The sequence below is a fragment of the Brachybacterium sp. AOP3-A1-3 genome (genome assembly GCF_052378285.1).
In the GTDB taxonomy this organism is placed as follows: Bacteria; Actinomycetota; Actinomycetes; order Actinomycetales; family Dermabacteraceae; genus Brachybacterium.
Window position 1 is genome coordinate 73,537 of the sequence record NZ_JBQSXM010000001.1, and the last position, 26,570, is coordinate 100,106.

The 26,570-nt window shown below is 70.8% G+C and carries 21 protein-coding genes and 2 tRNA genes; 8 read left to right on the forward strand and 15 right to left on the reverse strand.

Annotated elements, in window-relative coordinates:
* Positions 1-24: 24 nt before the first annotated feature.
* The 7 genes from nrfD to ACT3T5_RS00370 all read right to left on the reverse strand — a co-directional run bounded on the left by nrfD (position 25) and on the right by ACT3T5_RS00370 (position 8,921).
* Complete coding sequence (nrfD, locus tag ACT3T5_RS00340; RefSeq protein WP_444593261.1) at positions 25-1,143, reverse strand: NrfD/PsrC family molybdoenzyme membrane anchor subunit; 1,119 nt, start codon at positions 1,141-1,143, stop codon at positions 25-27.
* A complete protein-coding gene (locus ACT3T5_RS00345) occupies positions 1,140-2,135 on the reverse strand; it encodes a 4Fe-4S dicluster domain-containing protein (RefSeq protein WP_444576123.1) in 996 nt (331 codons plus the stop codon). The genes nrfD and ACT3T5_RS00345 overlap by 4 nt, the downstream gene beginning before the upstream one ends.
* The gene (gene fdnG, locus ACT3T5_RS00350) at positions 2,132-5,428 is read right to left on the reverse strand and encodes a formate dehydrogenase-N subunit alpha (RefSeq protein WP_444593262.1); all 3,297 of its coding nucleotides are present in this window, start codon (positions 5,426-5,428) and stop codon (positions 2,132-2,134) included. The genes ACT3T5_RS00345 and fdnG overlap by 4 nt, the downstream gene beginning before the upstream one ends.
* A 99-nt stretch (positions 5,429-5,527) precedes the next feature.
* On the reverse strand, positions 5,528-5,869 hold the full coding sequence (locus tag ACT3T5_RS00355; protein WP_444576127.1) for a chorismate mutase: 342 nt from the start codon (positions 5,867-5,869) through the stop codon (positions 5,528-5,530).
* The gene (gene clpX / locus ACT3T5_RS00360) at positions 5,869-7,209 is read right to left on the reverse strand and encodes an ATP-dependent Clp protease ATP-binding subunit ClpX (RefSeq protein ID WP_444576128.1); all 1,341 of its coding nucleotides are present in this window, start codon (positions 7,207-7,209) and stop codon (positions 5,869-5,871) included. The genes ACT3T5_RS00355 and clpX overlap by 1 nt, the downstream gene beginning before the upstream one ends.
* A 350-nt stretch (positions 7,210-7,559) precedes the next feature.
* The gene (locus ACT3T5_RS00365; protein WP_444576549.1) at positions 7,560-8,189 is read right to left on the reverse strand and encodes an ATP-dependent Clp protease proteolytic subunit; all 630 of its coding nucleotides are present in this window, start codon (positions 8,187-8,189) and stop codon (positions 7,560-7,562) included.
* 99 nt (positions 8,190-8,288) lie between these two features.
* Complete coding sequence (locus ACT3T5_RS00370; RefSeq protein ID WP_444576550.1) at positions 8,289-8,921, reverse strand: ATP-dependent Clp protease proteolytic subunit; 633 nt, start codon at positions 8,919-8,921, stop codon at positions 8,289-8,291.
* 397 nt (positions 8,922-9,318) lie between these two features.
* Here ACT3T5_RS00370 and ACT3T5_RS00375 point away from each other — a divergent pair, with 397 nt between their 5' ends.
* On the forward strand, positions 9,319-10,137 hold the full coding sequence (locus ACT3T5_RS00375) for a C40 family peptidase (protein WP_444576129.1): 819 nt from the start codon (positions 9,319-9,321) through the stop codon (positions 10,135-10,137).
* Positions 10,138-10,681: 544 nt separating this feature from the next.
* Here the strand turns inward: ACT3T5_RS00375 and tig are convergent.
* Complete coding sequence (gene tig / locus ACT3T5_RS00380) at positions 10,682-12,271, reverse strand: trigger factor (protein ID WP_444593263.1); 1,590 nt, start codon at positions 12,269-12,271, stop codon at positions 10,682-10,684.
* Positions 12,272-12,358: 87 nt separating this feature from the next.
* Positions 12,359-12,432, reverse strand: a tRNA-Pro gene (locus tag ACT3T5_RS00385).
* A gap of 139 nt (positions 12,433-12,571) precedes the next feature.
* On the opposite strand from ACT3T5_RS00385, the gene ACT3T5_RS00390 reads away from it, so the two are divergent.
* Positions 12,572-12,645, forward strand: a tRNA-Gly gene (locus ACT3T5_RS00390).
* On the opposite strand, the gene ACT3T5_RS00395 is transcribed toward ACT3T5_RS00390, so the two are convergent.
* Positions 12,614-13,552, reverse strand: a complete 939-nt coding sequence (locus ACT3T5_RS00395) for a N5-glutamine methyltransferase family protein (protein ID WP_444593264.1) — start codon at positions 13,550-13,552, stop codon at positions 12,614-12,616. The genes ACT3T5_RS00390 and ACT3T5_RS00395 overlap by 32 nt on opposite strands.
* Positions 13,553-13,755: 203 nt before the next feature.
* Between ACT3T5_RS00395 and ACT3T5_RS00400 the strand changes: the two genes are divergently transcribed.
* The 3 genes from ACT3T5_RS00400 to ACT3T5_RS00410 are packed head-to-tail and all read left to right on the forward strand — an operon-like array spanning position 13,756 to position 17,168.
* Positions 13,756-15,366, forward strand: a complete 1,611-nt coding sequence (locus ACT3T5_RS00400; RefSeq protein WP_444593265.1) for an Ada metal-binding domain-containing protein — start codon at positions 13,756-13,758, stop codon at positions 15,364-15,366.
* Positions 15,366-15,926 carry a methylated-DNA--[protein]-cysteine S-methyltransferase gene (locus ACT3T5_RS00405; protein WP_444593266.1) on the forward strand — a complete coding sequence of 187 codons (561 nt, stop codon included), beginning with the start codon at positions 15,366-15,368 and terminating at the stop codon, positions 15,924-15,926. Before ACT3T5_RS00400 ends, ACT3T5_RS00405 begins: the two co-directional genes overlap by 1 nt.
* A 12-nt stretch (positions 15,927-15,938) precedes the next feature.
* Positions 15,939-17,168, forward strand: a complete 1,230-nt coding sequence (locus ACT3T5_RS00410; protein WP_444593267.1) for an aminotransferase-like domain-containing protein — start codon at positions 15,939-15,941, stop codon at positions 17,166-17,168.
* On the opposite strand, the gene ACT3T5_RS00415 is transcribed toward ACT3T5_RS00410, so the two are convergent.
* Genes ACT3T5_RS00415 through ACT3T5_RS00425 form a run of 3 tightly spaced genes read right to left on the reverse strand, consistent with a single transcriptional unit; the run spans position 17,143 to position 20,103 of the window.
* Positions 17,143-17,871, reverse strand: a complete 729-nt coding sequence (locus ACT3T5_RS00415) for a class I SAM-dependent methyltransferase (RefSeq protein WP_444593268.1) — start codon at positions 17,869-17,871, stop codon at positions 17,143-17,145. The genes ACT3T5_RS00410 and ACT3T5_RS00415 overlap by 26 nt on opposite strands.
* A 19-nt stretch (positions 17,872-17,890) precedes the next feature.
* Positions 17,891-19,426 (reverse strand): hypothetical protein, encoded by a 1,536-nt coding sequence (locus ACT3T5_RS00420; protein WP_444593269.1) that lies wholly within the window; start codon positions 19,424-19,426, stop codon positions 17,891-17,893.
* Positions 19,423-20,103, reverse strand: a complete 681-nt coding sequence (locus ACT3T5_RS00425) for an ABC transporter ATP-binding protein (protein WP_444576143.1) — start codon at positions 20,101-20,103, stop codon at positions 19,423-19,425. Before ACT3T5_RS00425 ends, ACT3T5_RS00420 begins: the two co-directional genes overlap by 4 nt.
* Positions 20,104-20,415: 312 nt before the next feature.
* Between ACT3T5_RS00425 and ACT3T5_RS00430 the strand changes: the two genes are divergently transcribed.
* Positions 20,416-20,964 (forward strand): CarD family transcriptional regulator, encoded by a 549-nt coding sequence (locus ACT3T5_RS00430; RefSeq protein WP_444576144.1) that lies wholly within the window; start codon positions 20,416-20,418, stop codon positions 20,962-20,964.
* A 63-nt stretch (positions 20,965-21,027) separates the two neighbouring features.
* Here the strand turns inward: ACT3T5_RS00430 and ACT3T5_RS00435 are convergent, their stop codons facing one another.
* Positions 21,028-22,353 carry an MFS transporter gene (locus ACT3T5_RS00435; protein ID WP_444593270.1) on the reverse strand — a complete coding sequence of 442 codons (1,326 nt, stop codon included), beginning with the start codon at positions 22,351-22,353 and terminating at the stop codon, positions 21,028-21,030.
* Positions 22,354-22,430: 77 nt separating this feature from the next.
* Positions 22,431-23,087, reverse strand: a complete 657-nt coding sequence (locus ACT3T5_RS00440; protein ID WP_444576148.1) for an SRPBCC domain-containing protein — start codon at positions 23,085-23,087, stop codon at positions 22,431-22,433.
* A gap of 167 nt (positions 23,088-23,254) precedes the next feature.
* On the opposite strand from ACT3T5_RS00440, the gene ACT3T5_RS00445 reads away from it, so the two are divergent.
* Together ACT3T5_RS00445 and ACT3T5_RS00450 are read left to right on the forward strand one after the other, a co-directional pair.
* Positions 23,255-24,001, forward strand: a complete 747-nt coding sequence (locus tag ACT3T5_RS00445; protein WP_444593271.1) for an HAD family hydrolase — start codon at positions 23,255-23,257, stop codon at positions 23,999-24,001.
* Positions 23,998-26,544 (forward strand): glycoside hydrolase family 65 protein, encoded by a 2,547-nt coding sequence (locus tag ACT3T5_RS00450; protein WP_444593272.1) that lies wholly within the window; start codon positions 23,998-24,000, stop codon positions 26,542-26,544. The genes ACT3T5_RS00445 and ACT3T5_RS00450 overlap by 4 nt, the downstream gene beginning before the upstream one ends.
* Positions 26,545-26,570: the final 26 nt, after the last annotated feature.

Below are 26,570 nucleotides of genomic sequence, written 5' to 3' on the forward strand. Positions count from 1 at the left end.
GAGCAGAGGCGCAGGATCGCGAGGTCAGCCGACGGTCGTGATCGAATCGTCGGTGATGCCGGCGTCCCGCCTCGCGGCGAGCCGCGCCTTCTGCGGCTCGATCACGCGTCGCGGGTCCTTCACGGACTCCAAGCCGGCCTCGAGCACCCCGAAGCGGGTCAGCGCCGAGGCGGCCAGCAGCGCCGCACCGCTCGCCGCGGCGACAGCGCGGTGGCGCCCGCCCAGCACTGTCCCGAGGGCCCCGGCGACGGCGAGCCGTTCCGCCCAGCGCAGCATCGTCCCGGGGCGGCCGGTCTCCAGGGGCTCCGCTTCCAGGGGATGCATCGATGCCTTCATCGCGCGGAGGGAGACGACGTCGCCGGCGACCCCGGCCACGGCGAGCAGGCGCGCCGGCCGGGTCTCGGACACCGGCGCGGTGAGCATCGCAGCCCCGCCCGTGGCGAGCGTGGCCGAGCTGACGAACAGAGCGGAGAGGTGCTTGCGGCCGGCGGCCCAGGTGGGCACCGCGGTGTCCCCGAGCAGCGCACCGGTGTACGAGGCCAGGAGCGGGCCGAGGGCGGCCTGCGCGAGGGCGGCCGGGGTCTCGGTGCCGTGCACGAGGGGGCGCAGCGGTCCCAGGGGGATCCGCTCCCCCGTCATCCGGTCGACCTCGATCGCCCCGAGGACGCCGGAGACCACGCCGAAGCTCCCCAGGATCCAGCTGCCCACGCTCATCGGCGAGCTGATCTTCAGCGTGCGCATCATGTTCAGGAACCGCTCGGGGCGGCCGAGGTCCTCGATCAGCGCGACGGTGCCCGCGCCGAGGGCGCCCAGCGCCGTCAGCCGCGCGGTGCGGCGCAGCACCGGGCGCTGGGTGAGCTGGGCACCCGTGGCCAGGATCCCGGAGCCGCCGGCGAGCCCGCCGAGGAAGAGGTACACCGCGATCGGTGCCCGCCACGGCGGCGCCTTCACGACGGGACGCCCGTAGTACGAGTCGTACGGGTCGACCTCGACATCCTCGACGACGGCCTGCTCGCGGCCGCCGTCGGTGCTGCCGAGCTGGTCGATCGAGCGGCGGCGCCTGCCGGTGCGGCCGGGGCCGGGCCGGCGTCGACGCCGCGGACCCTCGGGAGGGCGGTCGGCATCCAGCGGGGTGATGCTCATCGACGGCCTCCCAGGAAGGCGAGGGCCGTGGCGGCGAGCATGCCGGCGGCGGCGATCCCCACCCGGGCATACATCTGGGGCAGCTCCTTGGTCGGCACCTGCGGGTCCGGCGGGAGTCCATAGACCTCGGGCTCGTCCAGCAGCAGGAACACCGAGCCGGTGCCGCCCACGCCGTCCTTCGGGTTGGCACCGTACAGGCGGGCCTCGGTCATGCCCTGCTCGTGGAGGGCCCGCACCCTGTCCTCGGCGCTGTCCACGAGCTCGTCGTGCTCCCCGAAGCGGATGGACTGGGTGGGGCAGGTCGCGGAGCAGGCGGGCTCCTCCCCCACGACGAGCCGGTCGTAGCAGAGGGTGCACTTGTTGGCGGTCCCGGCGTGGGGCACGTCCCCGTCACGCTCGACCTTCGCGGAGACGGTGCCGTCGTCGCGTCGTTCGATGACCCCGAAGGGGCAGGCCGCCACACAGGTGCCGCAGCCGTTGCAGACGTCGCTCTGGACCACGACGGAGCCGAACTCGGAGCGGAAGATGGCACCGGTGGGGCAGACGTCCAGGCAGCCCGCGTTCGTGCAGTGCTTGCAGACGTCCGAGGACATCAGCCAGCGGAACTCCTGGGTGTTCGGAGGGGTGCGGTCGGTCCCGCTGAGGTCCCCGTCGGGCGCCTGACCGCGGGGCGGCCGCGGGCCGACCGTGGGCATGCCGAGGCCGACGAGCTTGCGCCCGGACTCCCGGGCGGCCTCGATGCGCTCGGTGCCCTGCTCGACGAAGGCGACGTGCCTCCACGTGTTCGCCCCCAGCGCACCGGTGTTGTCATAGCTGGAGCCGAGGATCTCGAGATCGCCGTCGACCGGGTTCCGGTTCCACTCCTTGCACGCGACCTCGCACGCCTTGCAGCCGATGCAGATCGAGGTGTCGGTGAAGAATCCGACCCGTTGCTGGTCCCCGCCCCACCCGGAGGCGGCAGCGGGTCCGGCAGGTCCGGCGAGCAGGCTCATCGGTTCCTCATCTCCTTCATCGACGATTCCCCCGTGGGCACCGCGGTGGCCTCTTCGGGACCACGCATGGAGTGCGGCGAGTACTCGTGGCCGGGCCCTGGTCCGGGGGCTCCGAGCGCCCCGTCGACCTGTGCCTCGTCCTCGGGGATCAGCCCGGCCCGTCGACGATACTCGTCCACGAGCGTCAGCAGCTCCGGGCCGCGCGGACGGCGACCGGGGATGATCGCGCAGTCGTTGTTCTTGCTGTTCTGGATCTGCGTATTGGCGTCGAGCATCATGCCGATCAGGTCGTTCGCCCCGTCGCCCTCGACGATCGCGGCGCTGCCGCGGCCGAAGTGGAACGGCATCCCGATCTGGTGGACCGTGCGGTCCCCGATCTTCAACGGCGTCATCCGCTCGGTGACCAGCACCTTCGCCTCGATGGCGGATCGTGCCGAGATGACCGTCGCCCACCCGTACGGCTCGAGACCGACCTCCTCGGCGAGCTGCGGGGAGACCTCCACATACATCTCCGGCTGGAGCTCGGAGAGGTAGGGCAGGAAGCGGCTCATGCCTCCTGCCGTGTGGTGCTCGGTGATGCGATAGGTGGTGAACACGTACGGGTAGGTCTCGCCCTTGGCCGAGTGCGCCCCCGGGGACTGCATGTTGTTGCGGTCCTGGAAGGTGACCCGGGTGGGGTTGTTCTGCACCGCGTACAGCGGGTTGGGCACAGTGGACTCGGGTGCCTCGTAGTGCGTGGGCAGCGGCCCGTCGACGAGACCGCTGGGGGCGAACAGCCAGCCGCGCCCGTCGGACTGCATGATGAACGCGTCGGTGCCGGACAGCGCGCCGGCCCCACCCTTCGCAGGGTCTCCGGGGTCGTCGGGGCGCTTGGTGGCCGGGAAATCCGGGACGTCATGGCCGGTCCAGCGCCCTGCCTCCTCGTCCCACCACACGAGCTTCTTGCGCTCGCTCCAGGGCTTGCCCTCCGCATCGGCCGAGGCCCGGTTGTACAGGATGCGCCGGTTGGCGGGCCAGGCCCAGCCCCACTCGGCGGCCGTCTCGTCCTGCTGCTGGCCGGGGGTGCGCCGACGGGCCTGGTTCACGCCGTCCGCATACACGCCGGAGTAGATCCAGCAGCCGCCGCTGGTCGAGCCGTCCGCCGCCATCTCCGCGAAGCCCGAGAGCGGCTGGCCGGCCTTCTCCCCGGTGAGATGACGGCCGTTGATCTCGGCGAGCACGGACTCGGCGTCCGGCTCCCCGTGCTCGTCGACGGGGTAGTCCCAGGTGAGGTCGAGGATCGGTCGGTCGCGCGGATCGGTCGAGTCCTTGAGCTTCTCCCGCACCCGGTTGCCCAGCTCGACTGCGAACTGCAGGTCGCTCTGGCAATCGCCCGGCGGTTCCACGGCCTTGTCCCGCCACTGGACCATGCGCTGGGTCTGGGTGAAGGAACCGGCCTTCTCCGTATGGTTCGCCGCGGGCAGGTAGAACATCTCGGTGGCGATGTCCTCGGTGCGCAGCTCCCCGGTCTCGATCTCCGGGCCGTCCTTCCACCAGGTGGCGGACTCGATCATGTAGAAGTCCCGCACGACCATCCACTTCAGGTGCGACATCGCCAGTCGCTGCATGCGTCCGTTGGCCGAGCCCACGGCGGGGTTCTGGCCGAACAGGAAGTAGCCGTCGACGCCGTCCTCGAGCATGCGCATCACGGTCTGGTAGGTGCCGTGGGCACCGGTGAGGCGAGGGAGGTAGTCGAAGGCGAAGTCGTTCTCCGCCGTCGCCGCGTCTCCCCACCAGGCCTTGAGCAGGTTCACGGCATAGACGTCGGCGTTCGCCCAGAAGCCCTTCTGCTCCTTCTTGCCGATCTGGCGGGCGTACTGCGCGAAGTCATCCTGGCCGGCCTTCGGCATCGGCAGGTAGCCGGGGAGGATGTGATAGAGCGTGGGGATGTCCGTGGAGCCCTGGATCGTGGCGTGCCCGCGCAGCGCCATGATGCCGCTGCCCGGTCGCCCGACGTTGCCCAGCAGCAGCTGGAGCACGCCCGCGGTGCGGATCATCTGCGCGCCGCCGACGTGCTGGGTCCAGCCCAGGGCGTAGGCGAAGCAGGTGGTGCGATCTCTGCCCGAGTTCTCGGTGATCGAGCGGGCGAGGTACTCGAAGTCGTCCTCGGAGATGCCGCAGGTGTCGCGCACCATCTCCGGGGTGTACCGCGCGTAGTGCCGCTTGAGGATCTGGAACACCGTGCGGGGATGGCGCAGCGTCTCGTCACGCTCCGGCAGCCCTTGGGCGAGGCGCTCGGGATCGCCGGCATAGGTCCACGTGCTGTTGTCGTACGTGCCCGTCTCCGGGTCGTACCCGGAGAAGAGCCCCTCGAGGTCCTCAGGATCCCCGTACTCCTCGCTCACGAGCGTCGAGGCGTTGGTGAAGAGCTTGAGGTACTCGTCGAACCACAGCTCGTTCTCGAGCACATGGCGGATCACGCCGCCGAGCAGCACGACATCCGTCCCCGCCCGGAGCGGGATGTGCCGATCCACGTTCGCCGAGGTCCGCGTGAACCTCGGGTCCACATGGATCACCCGCGCGCCGCGCTTCCTGGCCTCCATCACCCACTGGAATCCGACCGGATGCGCCTCGGCCATGTTCGAGCCCTCGATGACGATGCAGTCAGCATTCGCCATGTCCTGGAGGGATTGGGTGGCACCGCCACGTCCGAACGAGGCTCCCAGACTGGGAACCGTGGCGGAGTGTCATATGCGGGCCTGGTTCTCCATCTGGATCGCGCCGGCGGCGGTGAAGAACTTCTTGAGGAGGTAGTTCTCCTCGTTGTCGATGGTGGCCCCGCCGAGGCTCGCGATGCCCATGGCCCGACGCAGCGGGCGCCCGTGCTCATCGGTGTCCTGCCAGTGCGCGCGCCGGGCCTCGATGAAGCGGTCGGCGATCATGTCCAGCGCGGTGTCGAGCTCGAGCTCCTCCCAGTCCGTGGCGTGCGGCCGACGGTAGAGGACGGACGTCTGCCTAAGAGGGGAGTTCACGAGCTGCTCGCTGGCCGCGCCCTTGGGGCACAGACGACCACGGGAGACCGGGGAATCCGGGTCGCCCTCGATCTGGGTGACCTTGCCATCCTGATGGAAGACGCGCTGGGCGCAGCCGACGGCGCAGTACGGGCAGACGCTGTGGGCGATCCCGTCGGCCTCCGCGGTGCGCGGCGAGATGCTGCGGGTCGTCGGCGACATCACCGCGGTGCCGCGTCCGGTCGGATCCGCACCGCGCAGCTGCCGGAGGACCGGCCAATCGAGGAACAGTGGGCGAGCCATGGACGCACCCTACCAGCGTTCAGCTCGCGGCGAACACTCCGCAGGGCTCGGCAGATCGTGTCGGCACCAGGCTCTCACCTGCACAGACAGGCCATGAGCTCACGCCTCGGTGGTGCCCTCGTCGCGGATCCGCTCGTGATGACGGATCACCTCGGTGACGATGAAGCGCAGGAAGGCTTCCGCGAAGACCGGGTCCAGGCCCGCATCGTGGGCGAGGGACCGCAGCCGGTCGATCTGCGCACGCTCTCGCGACGGATCGGCGGGCGGCAGGCCGTGGGTCGCCTTCAGCACCCCCACGCGCTGGGTATGGGAGAAGCGTTCCGCGAGCAGGTGCACGAGGGCGGCATCGATGTTGTCGATGCTGCGCCGCTCCTCGACGAGGAGCTCCCGAGCGCGAGCGACCTCGTCGTGGGCAGCATCGGTCGAGGGGTTCTGGGCCATCAGGCGGACCTGTCCTGTCGTTCCTGCGGTGCCGCGTGATCGCTGTCCTTGCCGGTGACCATGAGCGGGGCACGGCCCTGCGTGATCACGCCCTCGGTGATGACCACCTTGGCGACGTCGGCGCGCGAGGGCACCTCGAACATGACCTCCTGGAGGGAGTCCTCGAGGATCGCGCGCAGGCCACGGGCACCGGTTCCGCGCTCGATCGCACGGTCGGCGACGGCCTCCAGGGCGCTGCGCTCGAAGTCCAGCTCCACACCGTCCAGGGCGAACATCTTCTGGAACTGCTTGACCAGCGCGTTGCGCGGTTCGGTGAGGATCTGGATCAGCGCCTCACGATCGAGGTTCGACACGCTCGTGATCACGGGGAGGCGCCCGATGAACTCGGGGATCAGACCGAACTTGAGGAGGTCCTCGGGGACCAGCTTCGCGTAGATCGCCTCCTGCTCGAGGGGCGTGTGCAGCTCAGCGCCGAACCCGATGCCGCGCCGGCCGATCCGCGACCCGATGATGTCCTCGATCCCGGCGAAGGCGCCGGCCACGATGAACAGCACGTTCGTGGTGTCGATCTGGATGAACTCCTGGTGCGGGTGCTTCCGCCCGCCCTGCGGCGGAACCGCGGCCACGGTCCCCTCGAGGATCTTCAGCAGCGCCTGCTGGACACCCTCGCCGGAGACGTCACGGGTGATGGACGCGTTCTCCGACTTGCGACCGATCTTGTCGATCTCATCGATGTAGATGATCCCGCGCTCGGCCTTCTGGACGTCGTAGTCCGCGGCCTGGAGGAGCTTGAGCAGGATGTTCTCGACATCCTCGCCGACATAACCGGCCTCGGTGAGCGCCGTGGCGTCCGCCATCGCGAAGGGCACGTCGAGCATCCGGGCCAGGGTCTGTGCCAGATAGGTCTTGCCACAGCCGGTGGGGCCCACGAGCATCACGTTGGACTTGGCGACCTCGATCTCGTCGCGCTCCCCCACAGCGTCCTCGGCCAGGGCGGCCGCAGCGCTCTTGGCACTGGACGGAGTCGTCTCGGCATCCTGCGCCCGCACCCGCTTGTAGTGGTTGTAGACCGCGACCGAGAGAGCCCGCTTGGCCGGGTCCTGGCCCACGACGTAATCCTGGAGGAAGGTGAAGATCTCCTGCGGGGTGGGCAGGGGCGCCTGCTCCTCGGAGCTGGGCTGCGCGGCCTGGATCTCCTCCGCGATGATCTCGTTGCACAGTTCGATGCACTCTTCACAGATGTACACCCCCGGGCCGGAGATCAGTCTCTCGACCTGCTTCTGCGACTTCCCGCAGAACGAGCATTTGAACACGTCGGCCCCGTCGCCCGTGCGTGCCATGTCCGTGTCCTTCCGTCGGCCACCATCTGTGCATTCATCAGTGCATTCGTGCGGTTCCGCAGGGTGCGGCCCGCGATCTGCAGACCCGTCCACGGTACCCCGAGGACCCGACGCGGCGCGGGAGGCGAGCCGTGCGTGCCGCCGCCGAGCGGCTGCGGTGACGGTGATCGGCCCCTGGATCACGCGAGCGTGCGGATCACGTGCGGATTACGGGATCACGCGGGCGTGCGGATCACGCGGGCTCCTGGATCACATGGACCACTGGATCTCGCGGGCACGCCCGGGGGCCGACGGACGAACAGCGGGCTCCGTGGCCGGGCGGCAGTTCTGCCGTCCGGCCACGGCGGGGATCACGAGGTGATCGCGGCGCGGGGAACCTTCCGGGTCTCCAGGACCTGGTCGACGAGCCCGTACTCGAGGGCATCCTTCGCGGTGAGGATCTTGTCGCGCTCGATGTCCCTGCTGACCTGCTCCTTGGAGCGGCCGGAGTGGTCCGCGAGGGTCTGCTCGAGCCAGTCGCGCATGCGCATGATCTCGTTGGCCTGGATTTCGAGGTCGGAGGCCTGGCCGCCGCCGCCCTCGCCGCCCATGGCCGGCTGGTGGATCAGGATGCGGGCGTTCGGGAGCGCGAGACGCTTGCCCGGGGCACCCGCCGCGAGCAGCACGGCGGCGGCGGAGGCCGCCTGGCCGAGGCACACCGTGGTGACCTCGGGCTTGATGTACTGCATCGTGTCGTAGATGGCGGTCAGCGCGGTGAACGAGCCGCCGGGGCTGTTGATGTACAGCGTGATGTCACGGTCCGGATCCTGGGACTCCAGGACCAGCAGCTGGGCCATGACGTCATCGGCCGAGGCGTCATCGACCTGGACGCCGAGGAAGATGATGCGGTCCTCGAACAGCTTCGTGTACGGGTCCTGGCGCTTCATGCCGTAGGCGGTGCGCTCCTCGTACTGCGGGAGCACGTAGCGGGAGGTCGGCATGCCGCCGGCCTGGGCGACCGGCAGGGCGCCGATGGTGCGGGGATCGAAAGTCACGGGTTCTCCTTGTTCTCAGGGCGTGCGGGGGCGACGGGGCGGAGGTCAGTCGTCGGTGCCGCCGCCACCGGTGACGTCACCCGCTCCGGTGACGATCTTGTCGATGAAGCCGTACTCGAGGGCCTCGGTCGCGGTGAACCAGCGGTCGCGGTCAGAGTCCTCGGTGATCTGCTCGAGGCTCTTGCCGGTCTGCTCGGCGATCAGGCCGGCGAGCGTGCGCTTCATCGACAGGATGAGGTCGGCCTGGATCTTGATGTCGGTCGCCGTGCCGCCGAGCCCACCGAGGGGCTGGTGCATGAGCACGCGGGTGTGGGCGGTGGCGTAGCGCTTGCCCTTCGCGCCCGAGGAGAGCAGGAACTGCCCCATCGAGGCGGCCATCCCCATGCCGATCGTCACGACGTCCGGCTGCACGTACTGCATGGTGTCGTAGATGGCCATGCCCGCCGTGATCGAGCCACCGGGGCTGTTGATGTAGAGGTAGATGTCCTTGTCCGGGTCCTCGGCGGCCAGGAGCAGGATCTTGGCGCAGATCGCATTGGCGTTCTCATCGCGCACCTCGGAACCGAGCCACACGATGCGGTCGCGCAGGAGCCGCTGGTAGACGTTGTCGTCGAGGCCCATCGGGCTGTCGCCGGCCGCGTCGCGGGGCGCGGAGTTCTGAGTGCTCTGGGAGCTCACGGAGGTCACAGGGTCTCCTTCATAGCGGGAATCGTCGATGTGTCGACTCTAGGCGCTGGGTGGGACGGCACGGGTCGCTGTTCGCCGCAGGCGCACTGGGCGGCCGACCCTCCCCGGCACCGGAGAAGCGCTGTGCACGACCCGTCGCGCGTCGACGGATGTGCCGCGGACCTCCCCGGATCGTCAAGTCGCGGCGAGTTCTGGTCACGTTGACCCGAGATCAGGCAAAAACCACGCCAAGTCCCCTGCCGAGCTGTCCCAAAACCCCTTACGGGAGCTGCGGCGCACCCCTACGTTGGTCTCAACGCAGGACAGAGATCGCCCCGCTTGCGGGGGACACATCAGCCAGAAGCACCCCCGGCACCCCCGCCGGCCCGGAAGGAACGATCAGCAGAACATGGCCCAGCACAACACGCACCGCACCGCAGGACGCGCACAGACCCCCGCCTTCACCGCAGCTCGCGGCCTCGGTGGCGCCGCAGTCCTCGGCACCGTCGTCGTCGGCACCGCTTTCGCCGGTTCCGCTGCCCAGGCTGCTCCCGCCGCCCCGGCCGCGCCCGCCGCCCCTGCCGTGCAGACCGCTCCGGCAGCCCCGGTCACCACCGCGCCGTCGACCGCGCTGGACACCAGCGCGAAGCTGCGCTGGGGCTCCCGCGGCAACGCCGTGGAGAAGCTCCAGTCGGCCCTGAACGACAACGGTGCGGGCATCGCCGTGGACGGCTCCTTCGGCCCCCGCACCCACTCCGCGGTCAAGAACTACCAGTCCTCCAAGGGCCTGCAGGTCGACGGCGTCGTCGGCCCGAAGACCTTCGCTGCACTCGGCGGCTCGGCGGCCCCCTCGGGCGGCGGCACCTCCGCTCCGGCGAAGTCCTCCTCGAGCTCGAACAACAACACGATCGTGAACGCCGCGCGCTCGGCCGTCGGCAGCCCGTACAGCTGGGGCGGCTCGTCGCTCAGCGGCATGGACTGCTCCGGACTCGTGAACTACGCCTACAAGGCAGCCGGGATCAACCTTCCCCGCACGAGCGGCCAGATCGCCAACGGCGGCCGCTGGGTCTCCCAGTCCCAGGCCCAGCCCGGCGACATCGTGGCCTACTCCGGCCACGTCGCGATCTACGCCGGAAACGGCCAGATCATCGACGCCTCCGGCTCGAAGCAGCGCGTCGTCGAGCGCGCACTCTGGGGCAACCCGATCGGCTTCGTGACCTACCGCTGATCCACACAGCTCTTCACAGAGGGCCCGGTCTCCACACGGAGACCGGGCCCTCGTGCATTCGCCCTCCGGGTGCCCGGTGCTCGGGCGCCCGGTGTTCGGGCGCCCGGTGTTCGGTTGCCCGCGTACCGGGGTACTCGGGTGCCGGGGTACTCGGGTGCCGGGGTACCCGGGTGCCGGGGTACCTGAGCACCCCTCGCGATGCCGTCGGACCACCCGCGTTCCCCTCCGCGGCGGTGAGTCGGGATGGCCTCTCCGCCCCCGGCCACCCCACACCCACACCCACACCCACACCCACTGCACTGCACTGCACCGCACCGCACCGCACCGCAACGACTGGCGCCAGGTGTGCAGGGAGCCCGTAGAGAGGCGAGGCTGCACACCACACGCCACTGGATACGACGACGGGCCGCCACCCCGGGAGGGGGTGACGGCCCGTCGATGGTTCCTCGAGTGCCTCGGCCGGATCAGCCGGATCGGCTAGACCAGCCGGATCAGCCGGATCAGCCGGATCAGCCGGATCAGCCGGATCAGCCGAAGCGGAGGATCACTTCGAGGAGTCGGCGGCGTCGGTGTCCGCAGCCTTCTTCGGTGCGGCCTTCTTGGCCGGTGCCTTCTTCGCGGGGGCCTTCTTGGCCGGAGCCTTCTTGGCAGCGGCCTTCTCGGTCGTGTCCTCAGCGGCGGCCTCGGTGTCCGCCGCCTCGGTGTCCGCCGCCTCCTTGGCCGGAGCCTTCTTCGCCGGGGCCTTCTTGGCAGCAGCCTTCTTGGCCGACGCCTTCTTCGCGGGAGCCTTCTCGGCTGCCGCGGCGTCGTCGGCGCTGTCCGCGTCGGCCTTCTCCACGTCGTCAGCATCGGCCTCGGCGGCCTGGGCGGTGAGGCCCAGATCCAGCACGTCGCCGGAGGCGTTCTTCACGGTGACGTCCGCCAGGACGACCTCGAGGGCCTTGGAGCGCTGCACCTCGCCGAAGATCTGCTCGAGCTGACCCGACTGGGCGAGCATCTGCAGCAGCTGGTTCTGCTCGATGCCGTACTGCGCCGAGAGCTGGGTCATGTAGGCCATGAGGTCGTCCTGCTCGACGCTGACCTCACGGGTGCCGTTGATCTCGTCCAGCAGGAACTGGGCGCGGACGGCCTTGGCGGTGTCCTCGCGGATCTCCTCGCCATGCGGGTCGCCCGGCTCCTTGCCCTCGTTCTCGAGGTGCGCGTTGATCTCGTCCTCGACGAGCGCGTCGGGAACGGGGATCTCGAGCTCCTCCAGCAGCTTCTCGAGCAGAGCGTTGCGGGCCAGGGCCACGCGGTTGCCCTCGGCGTCGGCGTCGGCCTGCTTGCGCAGGTCGTCCTTCAGCTCGTCGATGGTGTCGAACTCGGAGGCCAGCTCGGCGAACTCGTCGTCGGCCTCGGGCAGCTCGCGGACCTTGACCGACTGCGGGACGACCTTGATCTGCGCCTCTTCGCCGGCGTGATCGCCGCCGGCGAGCTTCGAGGTGAAGGTGGTGGTCTCCTCGGCGGAGAGGCCGATGAGCGCCTCGTCCAGACCCTCGAGCATGTTGCCCTCGCCGATCTGGTAGGACGTGCCCTCGACGGACTCGATCTCCTCGTCGCCGATCGTGGCGACGAGATCGAGGGAGACGAAGTCACCGTTCTGGGCGGGACGGTCGACGCCCACGAGGGTGCCGAAGCGCTCGCGCAGCTCGGTCAGGCGCACCTCGACGGCGTCGTCGTCGACGGTGGGCTCCTCGATCTCGACCTCGTAGGTCGAGAAGTCGGGCAGCTCGATCTCGGGGCGCACGTCCTGCTCGACGACGAACACGAGGTTGCCGTCCTCGGAGCCGTCCAGGCCCGGGATCTCGCTGACCTCGACCTCGGGGCGGCCGACGGGCTTGATCGCCGCTTCGGCAGCCGCCTGCTGGTAGAAGTCGGGAAGCGCGTCGTTGACGGCCTCCTGCATGATCGCGGGGTGGCCGAAGCGCTGCTGAACGAGGCTTGCGGGGACCTTGCCCTTGCGGAAGCCGGGGATCTGCACCTGCTCGGAGATCTTCGTGGTGGCGGCCGCGACGGCCGGCTTGAGCTCGTCGAAAGGCACCTCGACGGTGAGCTTCACCCGGGTGGGGCTGAGCTTCTCGGACTCGGTCTTCACTGGTCAGGTCTCCCTGTGGATCGTCGGTCTAGTGGTCAGTTCTCACGGTGCTCCGGAGCACGCACGCGGCGGCCACCCGAAGCGGAGTCGGGGTGACAGGATTTGAACCTGCGACTTCCCGCTCCCAAAGCGGGTGCTCTACCAAGCTGAGCTACACCCCGGAGGGCAACCCATGGGATATTACCCGGTACTGCTGGGGAGCGCTCGAATCATCCCGGCGCGCTGTGAGGAGATGCATGTCGCGTCCTCGGTCCTCCGATGTGCGACCGCACCGTTCATCTGATTCAATGGTGCAGTCCAGCGGGCGTAGCTCAATGGTAGAGCCTCAGTCTTCCAAACTGATTACGCGGGTTCGATTCCCGTCGCCCGCTCCATCCGCTGCAGAGCCGCGGTCCCCTCGGGGGCCGCGGCTCTGTGCTGTCCGCGGTTCTGTGCTGTCCGCGGCGTCCTCCGCGCTGCCCGCCGCACCCGCACCACGGCCGTCTCCCCGTCGTCCGACACCTGGTGCTCCACGGCATCGAAGCACTCCTGTTCACGCGCCGCTGCGAGAAAGCTCGGCGCCTGGTCCCGATGCATCTCCAGGAGCAGCACGCCACCGGAGGCGAGCCAGTGCGGGGCCTCCCGGAGCAGTTCGCGGGCCTCGTCGAGACCATCCTCCCCCGCGACCAGGGCGGCTTCGGGTTCCTGCTCGCGGGCGTCGCGCGGCATCAGCTCCAGCTGCGCGGCAGGAACATAGGGCGGGACCGCTGCGATGACGTCGATGGTGCCGGCCAGCTGAGCGGGTAGGGCACCGAGGCCGGATCCGCGGTGCACGCCGGCGTCGGCTGGCAGGTTCGTGCGGGCATGGACGAGCGGTCGCTCGTCCCGGTCGGTGGCATGCACCCGGACTCCCGGCACCCGACGATCGACGAGGGCGGCGATGGGAGCGACTCCGCAACAGGCCTCGACCATCACGGGGTTCCTCCGCGATCGGGCCTCCAGGACGGCCGCGTCGATGAGCGCCATGGTGCGCTGGCGGGGGACGAAGCAGCCCGGCCCGACGGCCAGCACCTCGCCGCCGATCTCGACCCTGCCCACCAGGTGCTCGAGGGCTTCGCCCGCCTCCCGACGGGTGCACAGCTGCTCGAGCTCCGCCCCGGCGGACACCTCGAGGAGGATGCGGGCCTCCTGCTCGGCGAACACGCATCCGGCGCGCCGGAGCCGCTCCACCAGGACGTGGACCGGGAGCTCGGCCGCAGGAACGTGCTGGTCGGCTGCGTGGCCCGACGGCGTCGTCGTCATCGTCGCCATTCTTCCCCGTGCAGCCCCGGCGCACCAGGGGTGCGGCCGTGCCGGGCCAGACCAGACCAGACCAGACCAGACCAGACCAGACCAGACCAGACCTATCCCGACCGACCGTCCCGACCCGACCCGACCCGACCCGACCCGACCACGATGTCCGATTCCCGCTGGTGCCGCAGGCCCAGGCGCGGTTCACTGGAGCCATGACACGGACCGCGATGACCGACGACGAGCGCTATGCGGCGATCCGCGCCCGCGACACCCGGTTCGATGGCATGTTCTTCACCTGCGTGCGTTCCACCGGGATCTTCTGCCGGCCCTCGTGCCCGGCCCGCACCCCGCAGCGCGGCGGCGTCGAGTTCGCCCCGTCGGCCGCAGCCGCCGTGGCCGGCGGCTTCCGTGCCTGCAAGCGCTGCGGGCCGACGGCCCCGCCGGGCAGCCCGGACGACGATCCGATGGGGTCGCTGTCCGGGCGGGCGCTGCGACTGATCGACGACGGGGCGCTGGACGAGGAGGGCACGGTCCCCGATCTCGCACGACGGCTCGCCGTCTCCGAGCGCACCCTGCACCGCGCGCTGGTGGCGGTCACGGGGGCGGGCGCGCTCGCCCATGCGCGGATGCGCCGCGCCCGGCGGGCCCATGAGCTCGTGATCGGGTCCGAGCTGCCGCTGGCGCAGGTCGCCCACGCCTCGGGCTTCGGCAGCGAGCGCCAGTTCCACGAGACGTTCACCCAGCTCTTCGGCCACTCCCCCTCGGACATCAGGGAGCGCTCGCGCGGACGCTCGGGAGGTCCCTCCAGGGCGGGAGGTCCCTCCAGGGCGGCCGACGGGGGTTCCGTGGTGACCGCCCAGCTCGCGGTGCGCCGGCCCTTCGACGGCGCAGGCCTCGCCTCCTGGTTCGCGCATCGGGCGGTCCCCGGCGTGGAGGACATCTCGGGCTCGGTCTGGACCCGCGCGGTGCGCCTTCCGCACGGAACAGGGGTGCTGCAGGTCGACCTCGGCGCCGAGGGGTCGCTCCCGGTGCGCATGAGGCTGGCGGATCTCCGTGACCATGCGGCCGCGATCTCCCTGACCCGGCGCCTCCTGGACCTCGACGCGGATCCCGTGGGCATCGATGGTGGGCTCTCCGCGTCGGTGCCCGCTCTCGCCCCGCTGGTCGACGCCCGACCCGGGGTGCGTCTGCCGGGGACCCCGAGCCTCGCCGAGGCCCTGCTGTGGGCGATCACGGGGCAGCAGATCACCACGTCCCAGGCGCGCGATCAGATCACTCGTGCCACGGATCTGCTCACCGAGGAGCTGCCCGCTGATCTCCACCTGTCGGGAGTGCATCGCGCCCCCGTGGATCCCGGTCTCGCGGCCGCACACGCCGAGGAGTGGTTCCGCGGGCCGGCGGCCCGGCGCAGGACCTTGATCTCCGCAGTCGCTGCCGTCACCGCACAGGCCTCCACGGAGGGCGGCGACGGCAGCGACAGCGGCCAGCCGGACAACGGCGGCACAGGGGCGCTCGACGCCTCGCGGCCGGTCCACGAGCTCCGGGCCGCTCTGCTCGCGCTGCACGGCATCGGCCCCTGGACCGCCGACTACGTGCTGCTGCGCGGGGTGCGCGCCATCGACGTGGCCCCGGCGCGCGATGTCGCCCTGCTCGGTGCTGCTCGCGACATCGACCTGGCCTACGACCACGCCTCCCTCCAGCGGGAGCTGGTCGCCGCGGCTCCTTGGCGCTCCTATGCCTCGATGCACCTGTGGCATCACCAGGCCTCACTCCGTCGGGCCACAGCCCCCTCATCCCGCTCCAACTCGGAAGGACTCTCCTGATGACCGAAACCCGCCCCCTGCAGGACTCTCAGGCACCAGCACCAGCACCAGCACCAGCACCAGCACCTCACGCGCCCCGGCACCGCCGGGTGGCCACCCCGCTGGGCACCTACCTGATCGCCGCCGAGGCGGACTCTGTCACCGGGGTCTGGCGCGAGGAGCAGAGCCACTTCCCGCGCCCGGAGCGCCTCGGACCGTCGGCCGAGCGCGACGACATCCTCCTCGCCGGCGCCGAGGAGCAGCTGCTCGCCTACCTCGCCGGCGAGCGCACGAGCTTCGACCTGCCCCTCTCCCCCCGGGGCACCGAGTTCCAGCACGCCGTCTGGGACCGCCTGCAGAAGATCCCCCGGGGCACGACGACGACCTACGGAGCGGTCGCCGCGGAGCTCGGTCGGCCCCGCGCCGCGCAGGCCGTGGGCGCCGCCGTCGGCTCGAACCCGCTCTCGATCGTCGTCCCCTGCCACCGGGTCCTGGCCGGGAACGGCGCCCTCACCGGATACGCCGGCGGGATCGAGACGAAACAGGCATTGCTGGTCCTCGAGGGCGCCCTGCTCGCGTGACACGATAGGGCGATGAGCCTCCCTGCGTCCTCGAGCCGTCCTGCGCCCTCCGAGCCGTATCGCTTCCCCGTAGCCGCGCGCTATGCCGGCATGGAGTCCTCACCGCTGAAGGACATCTTCGCGCTCGCGGCCCGCACGGACGTCGTGTCCTTCGCCGGAGGCATCCCCGACCCGGAGCTGTTCGACCTCGAGGACATCGCCGCGAGCTACGAGTGGGTGCTGGCGAACCAGGGCCACCGTGCGCTGCAGTACGGCGTGAGCGAGGGCGAGGTCGAGCTGCGCGAGCAGGCCGCCCGTCGGCTCTCCCGCGACCTGCCCACGGATGCCTCCCAGATCCGGGTCACCTCGGGCTCGCAGGAGGGGCTGTTCGTCGTCGCACAGGCGATGCTCGAGCCGGGTGACGTCGTCCTCGTGGAATCCCCCACCTATCTCGCGGCCGTGCAGGCCTTCGCCGTGCACGGCGCGCGGATGATCGGGGTGGAGACCGACGACGACGGCGTGGTCCCCGAGGCGCTCGAGGAGGCGATCCGTACGCACCACCCGCGGATGGTCTACCTGATCCCGACGTTCCAGAACCCCACCGGGCGCACCATGCCCGTCGCCCGCCGCCAGGCCGTGGCCGACGTGCTGCTGCGCACGGACGTGCCCCTGATCGAGGACGACCCGTACGGCGCGCTGAGCTTCACCGGGGGCACCTGGGCGCCGATCGCCGCCCTGCCGGGGATGAGCGAGCGCACCCTGCTGCTGAACTCGATGAGCAAGCTCATGAGCCCGGGCGTGCGCATCGGCTGGATGCGCGCAGAGGGCCCGATCTTGAACACCCTCGCCGTCGCGAAGGCCGCGATCTCGATGCAGTCCTCCGTGGTCGATCAGCTCACGGTCGCCCGCTACCTGGACTCGGTCGACCTCGATGCCCACGTGGCCCGGGTCAGCGCCGTCTACCGCGAGCGCCGTGACGCGATGGCCGCCGCGATCGCACCGGTGCTGCCCGCGGGCGCGCACGTGACCCATCCCGACGGCGGCATGTTCCTGTGGGCCGCGCTCGGCGAGGGCTACGACGCCCAGGTGATGCTCGCCGGGGCCGTCGCGGCCGGGGTCGCCTACCTGCCGGGCTGGTCCTTCTTCGCCGACGACCCCGATCGGTCCACGATGCGGCTGAGCTTCGTGACCCATGCGCCTGCCGTCATCGAGGACGCCATCGGCCGCCTCGGCGAGGTCATCGCCCAGCACCCCCGGCGCTGACCTCCGCCGGCTCGCTGCCGGGCTTGCGCCAGCGCAGGGTCACACGGAAGCCTTCCCGCCGACGGATCACCGCACCGGGCAGGATCCTCGCGGCCTCCTGACGCAGCTCGTCGATCGACCACGCGGGATCCTTCACCGGGATCAGCTGCTCCTCCCCGGCCTCGCGCACCGGCCGAGGGTGCTTGACGAGGCCGATCAGCGGATTGCTGAGCGCGCTCAGCACGTCCCAGACCTGGTCGGCGGTGCTGACCGGGTCCGTGAGCGTGACGACGAGGAGCCGCCCGCCGGGGCGGAGCAGGGTCCGTGCGTCGAGGAGCGCCTCGGCGAGATCCATGTGGTGCAGCGAGGCGACCATCGTGATCGCGTCGTAGGTGCCATGGCGGTGCGGCGCAGCGGCATGTTCGGAGAGCGTGCGGCGCCCGATGTGCACGGCAGGTTCCTGCGCGAAGCGCGTCGCGGCGACATAGGCCATCACCTGGTCGGGGTCGATCCCGTCGACCCGGCCCACGACCCCGGCGAGCGTCGCGACGAGGTCCCCGCGGCCGCAGCCGACGTCGAGTGCGCGCCCGGTGCTCGGCGGCAGCGATCGCAGGATCCACGGATGGAAGTGGTGGTTGTGGCTCCACGGGTGACGGTCGTTGACCTGCGTGAGCCGCCGCCCGATCCAGCGGATCAGCGGATTCGGCGTCGTCCGGATGGTCATGGTGACGTCCCTTCTTCGATCAGGAGACGAGCGCTCGCAGCCGCATCCGGGCCATCAGCCCCATCAGCGCCGATGCCGCGGCGCCGGCGCCGATCAGCCAGAGGACTCCGGAGGAGGAGCTCGCCAGCAGGAGGGCCCCCACACCGAGAGCGAGCAGGATCGCGTCGGACAGCCAGGCGAGCATCGGCAGCACGGAGACGTCCCCCTGCGGGGTCGGCATCGGCGTGCTGAGCGAGAGCGGCATGGGTCCCTTCGCGGCATCCCGGGCCCGGCCGATGATCAGCACGGGGGCCAGGACAGCGGGCAGGAGCACCGCCAGGAGGACCGCCCCGGGCACGGCACCGGCGGCGATCCACGCGCCGAGCCCGCCGAGGGCTCCGAGCGCCGTGAGCAGGACCACCGGAGCGGTCAGGTGCAGGAGCACCTGGACGGCGGCGGACTGCCCGAACAGCTGAGGTGCACCCAGCGTGTGCACGCCGTGCCGGATGCCATCCACGAAGGTGCCGCTCGCGAGCCACAGGCCGAGCGTGCCCAGGAGCAGCACGAACCACGCCAGAGGCCCCGTGAAGAGCGTGGAGCCGGCCACCGCCGCGGCGGAGAGCAGGGAGGCGATGACGCCGACAACGGTCCGTTCCGGGCTCCGCAGCCACGCGACGAGATCGCGTCGCGCATAGAGCACGGCGAGCGGACCGGCCCCGATCGCCGGGAGGCGGCGGCCCGCTGCGGGAGCGGGCTGGAAGAAGCCCGCCGCCCCGGACAGGTCCATCGTGGTGGCGCTGATGGTGGCGGATTCCCAGCGCGCGGCCTGCTCCTGGAGCACGGCGCCCCGCAGGCGGTCCAGCAGCAGCATGACCGCACCGACCGCGAGGATCCCGGCGACGCACAGGACGACCGCCGAGAGGCCCGGTCGCTGCCCGCCCACCGGGTACGCCCCGCCGAGCCCGATCCCCCCGGGCAGCATCAGGGCGCCGACCCCGAGGAGGACGAGTGCGACGGCGAGCAGTCGGCGCCCGGCGGAGCCGAGCAGCTGACCCGCGAACCATGCCGCACACAGCAGCGATCCTGCCCCCGCGGCGGCGAGCGCGAACCAGCCCACGGCCCCCAGCTCGACATGGCCCGCAGACTCCAGGGTGGCCGCGATCAGCACCGCGGGGATCACCGCGACCAGCACCGTCACCGCCAGCGACCGCAGGAGCGGCCTCCAGAGCACGGACCGGCGCGGGATCGCGCTGGAGGCGAGGCTCGCGGTGAAGAACGGGGAGAGCAGGGCCGGGCCGCGCACCGCCCCGAGCAGCACCAGGCCAGCACCTCCGACGAGGGTGATCGCCGTGCTGGTCTGCGGCGCCCCGGAGGCGATCAGGAACGGCACGACGTCGGGCCGGGACAGGGCGGTGCCCGCCGCCCGGATGACGGGCGCCCCGAAGATCAGCACGCTCAGCGCCAGGACGTACACCAGGTACAGGACATCGCCGCGGGTGCGGGCCTGCGACCTCTGCGCCCAGACCTCCCGGACCGCCGTGAGGGATCCGGACGCCGCCGCCGGGGCCGCGCTCACCGCTGCTCCTCGAGGTGCAGCCGCACATCGGCGAGCTCCTCGAGGAGTCGGGGGCTGTGGCTCGCCAGGATCACCGCACTGCCTGCCTCTGCCCGGGCCCGGACCGCGTCGATCACCAGTCCCAGCCGGTCGGCGTCCAGACGCTGCTCGGGCTCGTCCAGCAGCAGCACCTCGCTGGGGCGGGCGAGGGTGAGCGCGAGGGCGACCAGCTGGGACTGTCCGCTGGAGAGCTCGTGCGGGAATCGGTGGCCCAGGGTGCCGATCTGCAGCTCGTCCAGCAGCTCCTCTGCCTGGACGCGGGCAGCCTTCGCCCCGGTCCCCCAGGTGGCGGCGATGAATTGGAGGTGCTCGACGATGGTGAGGTCCCGCGCGGTCTGCGGGGGCCCGATGAGGGCGGCGAGCGCGGCGCGGAAGGTCCGGTCCCGGTCATCCGGGCGCCGACCCGCGATGAGCACGGTCCCCGCGGTCGGATCGGTCAGTCCGGCCAGCACGCGCAGAAGGGTGGTCTTCCCGGAGCCGTTGGCGCCGGTGAGGGCGAGGATCTCACCGGCCCGAGCACGGCCCGTGGCGTCCAGCAGCAGCACGTTGTCGTCGGAGACGACGCCGACGCCCTCGAACCGGACCATTTCGTCGGGTCGATCACCCTGATCGGTGTGCTGCGTCGCGTCTCGTCCCATGGACTCCATGAAACAGCATCGGTCCCGGGGACCGCGTCCGACTTCGGTCTGCACTCGGGCCCGCAGCCCTCGCGGTGTGACACAACCGGAAACGTCAACCTCTGGATATCGTGTCAGATCCATGAGACCATGGGGGTGCGCTGCCGTAGGCGCCGCCACCCTGTTCCTGCAGGTCGAGCGGCGCTCGAGCTGCCTCGATGTCCCCCGTCGCACTGCCCTGACCAGGCTCTGCGCGATGACCGAGCGCGGCCGCCCGGACCTTGGCCGGTCTTCGGTACCGACGGCGCACAGGCCCACCGAGGAGGTATCCCCTTGTCCGTTGCCACTCCGCCCGTCGACACCGCTGCTCCGAAGCCCGGCGACGTGCTCACCCACCCGGTCCATGGACCGGTGCGCATCGTCTCCACCTGCACCCGCAGCGTCCGCGGGACCGACCGCGAATACGTCGACATGGAGGTCATCGGCGACGAGATGCGGATCTCCGTGCCGTCCGACGGCAAGGACGTCATCGGACTGCGCGCGCTTCTCGAGGAGAAGGAGATCGCCGAGCTCATCGATCAGCTCTCGCAGCCGATCGAGCCGCCGGAGAAGAAGGCCTCCTGGGCCCACCGGATCAAGTCGCTCACGATGCAGCTGCAGTCCGGCCGCCTCACCGACCGCATCGACGTCATCCGTGGCATCCTCGGCGATTCCGGCGGCGCCCCGTCGAGCCTCGCGGAGCGCAACCTGCTCAAGCAGGCGATCGCACCGCTCGCCGCCGAGATCGCCATCGCCCGGGAGATCCCGCGCGACGATGCGGATCAGCTGCTGCAGGAGACCGCCGCGAGCGCGGTCGCAGCAGGTGCTGACACCGCCGCCTGACACCGGCTGACTCTCCGCCGCAGTCCCACCCCCGCGCGGACAGCGCGGATCCACTGCCCCGCCTCACCTCCTCCGGGTACTCCCGGAGGGCGTGACGCGGGGCAGTGTGCGTGCCAGCCACGCTCCCCCGACCAGGCACAGCCCCCCGGTGGCCGCACCGGCGAGGGCGATCGGTGCCACCAGGGCGATGGCCGTGACCACCAGGGGCGCCGCCAGACGACCCGAACCGAGCATCGTGTTCCACCAGGCCAGGTACCGGGTGCGGTCGTGCACCGGGGACACGTCGATGCCCAGCGTCATGACGATCCCGGCCCCCATCCCGTTCCCCAGACCGATGAGCAGACTGGGCACCAGCAGAGCGACCACGGCGAGCGTGGTCCCCTGCCCGGCCAGGGTGGCCCCCAGGACCGCCAGCAGGATGAATCCGGCCCCCATGAGGAGAGCGCAGGGGACGGCGACGGCGGCGCGCCCGTAGCGGTCCATCAGCGTTCCGGCCGGGATCACCAACAGGATCTCGAGGGCCGCGCAGACCCCGAAGACGAGGGATATCCAGACCGAGTCGAGGCCGAGCGATGCGCCGAGGAGCGGCACGATCACCGGACGGTTCACACGGGCCATCATCACCGGGGCGATCCCGAGGCCGACCATCGCCATCCTGCTCAGCACGGCGCGGTCCAGCCGGGAGCGGGCGGTGCTGCGGGGGATCCGTTCACCGCGCGGACGCTTCGGGGAGGGCCGGACCTCCCCCGGCGGCAGGAAGATCGCGATCATCACGGTGCCGGCGGCAGCGGTCACCGCGAACAGGATGAACACCCCGGTGTCGGATCCCAGGGTCATCACGAGAGCGCCCAGCAGCGGGCCGATCACCTCTCCCAGACGGATCACGCCGCCGAACATGGTCATGCCGCGCGCCCGCATCGCGGGCGGCAGGGCAGTGCCCAGGTAGGCCTGCCTCCCCAGCTGCCAGACCTGTGTGCTGATCGCCATCACGAGCAGCAGCCCCAGGAAGGTGACCTGATGGCGCGGCCCGGGGTTCCCGTGGACTCCCGGGGTGAGCACCATGAAGGCGACGAGGTTGGAGAGCACCAGCAGGACCCCGGTGCTCACGAGCGCGCGGCGTGCCCCCACGCGGGAGATGAATCGACCGGCGGGGATGGGCCCGAGGAACGAGGTGAGCCCGAAGATGGTGGTGAGCGCGGCCGCCTGCCAGGCGGCGAACCCGAGGTCCAGAGCCAGCAGCGGGATCACCGGCATCAGTGCCGCGAGGCCGGAGAACTCCAGCAGGGTCGGGGCGTACACCGACGGGGCCAGCGACCACAGGACCTGCTTGGACGACTGCGCCCTGCTTCCCGAGGGGCTTCCCGGGGGGAGGCGCGCAGGGGTGGTCACCGAGGTAAGTCTGTCACCCGATCGTGAGCCTGGGCAAACAGTTCCAGAGGGCGGACGCCCGAGTCGACGCCGTCCGCTCAGGTGCCGTAGGCGGCGTTCGTCTCGATCTCGGCGCGCCGCGCCGCGTCCTCGTCGACCCCTGCCGCGATCGCCTCCGCGGCCCAGCGCACGGACCACGCCCGGATGTAGGCGGCGCCTTCCTCGCCGGCGAGCCATGCCGAGGAGGGCCGTGGGACATCGTGCAGGCAGCTCGTGCGCCAGCCATCGGTCACCGCGGCGAGCGCGAGCAGGGCGATCTCCCAGTCCACGGCGCCGAGACCGGGCCCCACCAGGTCGAACTCGTCCTGGGGGATCAAGCGGGTATGGCGCAGGCGCAGCAGGGTGGTGCCGTCGTCCTCCGGGTCCAGACGGATCGACAGCGGATCCTCGGACCCGTCGTCCTCCCAGGTCAAGGAGATCTTGTGGGGTGCCTCCACCTGGAGGACGTGTCCGCGCGCCCCGCGGGGCGCCTCGAACCGTCCGCCCTCGCGGAGGTCACCGCAGATCGGTCCGAACCAGCGGGCCAGCTGATCCGGGCGCGTCAGCAGGGGCCAGAGCTGGGCCGGCGATCGGTCGATGTTGGTGGTGAGCGTCGCCGTGGTGCGCACCTGGGTGCGTCCATCATGGATCTGCTCGTCGATCTCGAGTTCGCGTCGCACCGCGTCGACCACGGGCAGCGACTCCGTGACAGCCATCTTCTCCTCGAAAAGGGTCGGAACCGCTCCGTGCCGGCGCGATTGCGCGGGCACGGACCCTCGCAGAGTATCCGACCCTCGTGCGGCGCGCCACGGCACATCACGGCACGCCGTCCGCTTTGAGCCGATGCTCCACGAGCATGCCCCCTCAGGGCACTGCCCGTAGCATGTGCCGCGTGACTGCCGAGACTCCTTTCCGACCGTCTGATTTCACGGTCCACCTCTTCGACCTCGACGGCGTGATCACGCCGACGGCCGAGGTCCACATGAGGGCCTGGGCCCGCATGTTCAGCGACTTCCTCGCGGGGCGGGGCATCGCCGAGCCCTATACCGACGAGGACTACTTCGCCCATGTCGACGGGCGCCCCCGCTATGACGGCGTGCGGGCCTTCCTCACCGCGCGCGGCATCTCGCTGCCGGAGTGCGAGGATGCGGACCCCGTCGACCAGTCCGCGGGGGCCGAGACCGTCCGCGGGCTCGGGAACCGGAAGAACCAACTCGTCCTGAGGATGATCCGTGAGGAGGGCGTCGTCCCGTACCCGGGGACGGTCACCTATCTGGACACGCTGCCCGCAGGAGCACGCCCGGCCATCGTCTCCTCCTCGCGCAACGCCGAGGAGGTGCTGCGCGGTGCCGGTCTGCTCGAGCGCTTCGAGCACATCGTCGACGGCAACGTCGCGGCGCGCGAGGGGCTCCCGGGCAAGCCCGCCCCGGACACCTTTCTCCACGCCGCCCGCCTGATGGGCGTCGACCCTTCCGACGCCGTGGTCTACGAGGACGCCGTCTCGGGCGTCCGGGCCGGGGCCGACGGCGCCTTCGGCGCGGTCATCGGCGTGGATCGTGGAGCGGGCGCGGAGGCCCTCGCGGCCGCCGGCGCCACCCTCGTCGTCCAGGATCTGGAGGAGCTCGCATGACCCGCCTGCGCTCCGTGCCCGAGGATCCCGTCGACCGCACCCATCTGCCCCTGGACGAATGGCGGCTCGTCGAGTCCCGTCCCGGCGGGGATCTGGGGCACCTCGAGACCCTGTTCGCGACCGCCAACGGTTACCTGGGGATGCGGGGGACGCCCTCCGAGGGCCGGGACGTGGACAGTCACGGGACCTTCCTCAACGGCTTCCACGAGACCTGGCGGATCAACCACGCCGAATCGGCCTTCGGCTTCGCCCGGACCGGCCAGACCATGATCTCGGTGCCCGATTCCACCGTCATGAAGCTGTACGTGGACGACGAGCCCCTGCTCCTGTCGATCGCGGACCTCCTGGAGTACGAGCGCTGGATCGACTTCCGCGAGGGCGTGCTGCGGCGCGAGCTGATCTGGCGCACGCCGTCGGGCAAGCGGGTGAAGGTGGCCACCTCCCGCATGGTGTCCTTCACGCAGCGCCATCTCGCCCTGATGACGCTCGAGGTCACGATGCTCGACGGGGCCGCACCCGTCGCCGTGTCCTCCCAGATCATCAACCGGCAGGACATCGCCGACGACTACGGCAAGGGGGTCGACGGCGGTCCGATCACGGACAAGGACGACCCCCGGCAGACCACCGCCTTCACGCATCGCGTGCTCGAGCCGCAGCAGGACTGGCACAGCGAGCGGCGCATGCTCCTGGGATACCGCGTGGCGAGCTCGGGCATGACCCTGGCCGTCGGTGCCGATCACACCGTCGAGTGCGACGCGGAGGTCGAGCAGCTGGTCGACACCAGTGCGGATCGCGGTCGCCAGGTGGTGCGCGCCCACCTCGAGGAGGGCAACACGCTGACCGTGCGCAAGGCGGTGGCGTACCACTCCTCCCGCTCGGTCCCCCACCGGGAGCTGTTCGACCGCTGCCGCCGCACGCTGGACCGGGTCCGGGCCGAGGGCTTCGAGGCGCAGCACCAGGACCAGCGCGACTACCTCGACGACTTCTGGACGCGCTCCGATGTCGAGCTGCCGGGGCAGCCCGCCGCCCAGCAGGCCACCCGCTGGTGCCTGTTCCAGCTCGCCCAGGCCGCGGCACGCTCGGACCAGTGGGGCATCCCGGCCAAGGGCCTGACCGGGTCCGGCTACGAGGGCCATTACTTCTGGGACACCGAGGTGTACGTCGTCCCCTTCCTGACGTTCACCGAGCCCCGCTGGGCCCGCAACGCCCTGCGATTCCGCAGCAACCTGCTGCCCAAGGCCCGCGAGCGCGCCCGCGAGCTGAATCAGCGGGGGGCGCTGTTCCCCTGGCGCACCATCAACGGCGACGAGGCCTCGGCCTATTACGCCGCCGGGACCGCGCAGTACCACATCAATGCCGACGTGGCCTATGCGTTCGCGCAGTACGTGGACGTCACGGGCGACCTGGACTTCCAGCACCGCGATGGCGTGCGGGTGCTGGTCGAGACCGCCCGTATGTGGGCCGATCTCGGTTTCTGGCGCACCACCGCCGACGGGACGGCGAGCTTCCACGTCCACGGCGTGACCGGCCCCGATGAGTACACGACGGTGGTCAACAACAACATGTTCACCAACGTCATGGCCCGCTTCAACCTGCGTCGCGCCGCCCGCGCCGTGCGGGAGCTGCACGACGCCGACGACGCCGCCTACCGGACCCTGCTGGTCGAGCTCGACCTGGATGAGCTGGAGCTCGAGCAGTGGGACGAATGCGCCGACGGGATGTACGTCGCCAAGGACGAGGCCCTGGGGATCCATCTGCAGGAGGATCGCTTCCTCGAGCGCGAGGTCTGGGATCTCGCGAGCACGCCGGCCGACGCCTTCCCCCTGCTGCTGAACTTCCACCCGCTGGTGATCTATCGCTTCCAGGTGCTCAAGCAGGCCGACGTGGTGCTCGCGCTGTTCCTGCGCGGCAGCGAGTTCACCGCCGCCGAGAAGCGCGCCGATTTCGAGTACTACGACCCGATCACCACCGGCGACTCCTCGCTGTCCGCCGTCGTCCAGTCGATCATGGCGGCCGAGGTCGGGCATCAGAAGGCCGCCCTGGACTACTTCCGGGCCGGGCTGTTCGTGGATCTGGGCAACCTGCACCACAACACCGCTGACGGCGCGCACATCGCCTCCGCCGGCGGCGTCTGGAACGCTCTGGTCCACGGCTTCGGGGGGATGCGCCATGACGACGGGCGTCTCTCCTTCGATCCGCGCCTCCCGGTCGACTGGCCGGAGCTGGTCTTCCCCCTGACGATGCGGGGCTCCCGGATCCGGGTGCGGCTGCGGCGCGAGGAGATCTCCTTCACGCTCGAGACCGGCCCCGAGATCGACGTCACCGTGCGCGGGACCACCGTGACGGTGACGGCGCTCGGTACCGTCGTGCCCCTCCCCGATCAGGGCCCCGTCCTCGATGACGCCGTGCTGGCCACGCCCGTCGGCCTCGGGGACCCCCGTGCGGACGGATCGATCGTGACCTCGCACGTTCCCAAGGATCCGGACGATCCGTGGGAATACCCGATCACGACGGATCCCGACGACCTCATCGAGGAGGGCTGACCTGCCCTGAGACGGCCGAGCCGGCT